The organism is Okeania sp. SIO2B9, from assembly GCF_010672505.1.
Lineage (GTDB): Bacteria > Cyanobacteriota > Cyanobacteriia > Cyanobacteriales > Microcoleaceae > Okeania > Okeania hirsuta.
The window spans coordinates 1-1,311 of the sequence record NZ_JAAHGK010001675.1 but is presented as its reverse complement, the minus strand read 5'-3'; the positions used below and the strand labels follow the sequence as shown (position 1 = coordinate 1,311).

The following is a 1,311-nucleotide window of genomic DNA, read 5'->3' as shown; positions in this document are numbered from 1 at the left end:
CAGTGTAATTAATTGATTGTTACTATTAACAAAGGAAATACTCTTGTCAATTCTGAAAATTCCTTTGATGCTGCGACAACTAATCAGCTAGGAGGAGATTTAGAAGCAATTTCTCAGGAGTTAGAAGCTCTCAAACTTGAGGATGAAACTCTTCAGCAGTTTCAAAAAGACTTAACTCGAACATTTAAAGAACTTTCTCAAGCTTTTCTTGAGATGAGTGTAGCTCTTAAAACTAGCACACAAGTTGAAGCTTCATTAGAGGGTAGAAAAAAATTTAATCAGGCTAAAAATCAACTTACTCAAACAGGCCAGCAAGCTAATAAGGTTGCTACAGAAAAAGATATTTTGTTAGATAAGCTGGTTACTTATTGTCAAGATAAATAAGTTTAGAGCACTTTACACCTAATAAATAATTTCTATTACCAAAAATATAGGGTCTCAAACCTTCCCTTTTAAGGGGATAGAAAGCGGTCGGTCTTCGGAACTTTCCTAAGGGTGGGATGGCGAGGAAACCTCGCCATATCCAATCGACCAAGATAAAGAAAATTCTGCATCTTCTCGCTTCTGTATTGCAGGAGATGCTGATAACTGTTAACGCAGTTCTTCCGAAGGAGGCTAACTGATAACTGAATTGACAGTTAAGTTTTAAGTGGTTTTTGTTAGGAAAAATATTGATTGGTAACTTCAATCAAACTATTAGTGATGAATTTCTAGCTCTAGTACATAATGTCCCATGCGTAACTGCTGAGACCATAGTTCATATTCTAAACGCAGATAATCTGGAACTGGTCTTCCCTGAACTACTAGGTTACGGGTAAAGTTACGCATTTGTAGCTGATAATGTAAATTGAATGACTCGTCTTGTAACCAATAACGACAGATGCCATATACTCCTCTTTCCCAGATATGGCGGTAACAATATTTACCGTTTCCTTGCATAGTCATAATGACTCGGGACGGGGAAACTTCTAGCCATAAAAGTCTTGGTTTTAAGACAGTTGGCAATATTGATGGCTCATCTATGTCTATACATGATGTTTCTTTGTCTGTAATTGCAGGTTCATGCAATAATATATGAAATTGATCGCGGTCTTTATGATATACAGTGGCCGCTGTTTCAACTATGGACCAAATTGGCAAGTCTGTTGATATTAATGATAGACTTACGGATTTGCGTTGATAAGTTAGCATCTGTTTTCTTAGGGTAAGTTGTAATTATTTAATGGTTGTTAGTTCTACAAAGATCAAAAATATTACTCTTGGTTAATAGCTTTTTCTTTCGCACGTAACCTTGGCCAAACTCTAATTTAA

Annotated in this window: 2 protein-coding genes; one reads left to right on the top strand and one right to left on the bottom strand. The window is 36.1% G+C overall.

Translation table 11 applies throughout. The features are described 5' to 3' along the window. Nucleotides 1-12: 12 nt before the first annotated feature. Nucleotides 13-384, top strand: a complete 372-nt coding sequence (locus F6K13_RS33615) for a hypothetical protein (RefSeq protein ID WP_287290000.1) — start codon at nucleotides 13-15, stop codon at nucleotides 382-384. Nucleotides 385-696: 312 nt separating this feature from the next. On the opposite strand, the gene F6K13_RS33610 is transcribed toward F6K13_RS33615, so the two are convergent. Then, nucleotides 697-1,191, bottom strand: coding sequence for a hypothetical protein (locus tag F6K13_RS33610; protein WP_124145872.1), 495 nt, complete (start codon nucleotides 1,189-1,191; stop codon nucleotides 697-699). Nucleotides 1,192-1,311: the final 120 nt, after the last annotated feature.

What these genes read in the sequence shown, in the direction of transcription:
- F6K13_RS33610 (WP_124145872.1), bottom strand. Translation starts at nt 1,191, where the DNA reads ATGCTAACTTATCAACGCAAATCCGTAAGTCTATCATTAATATCAACA.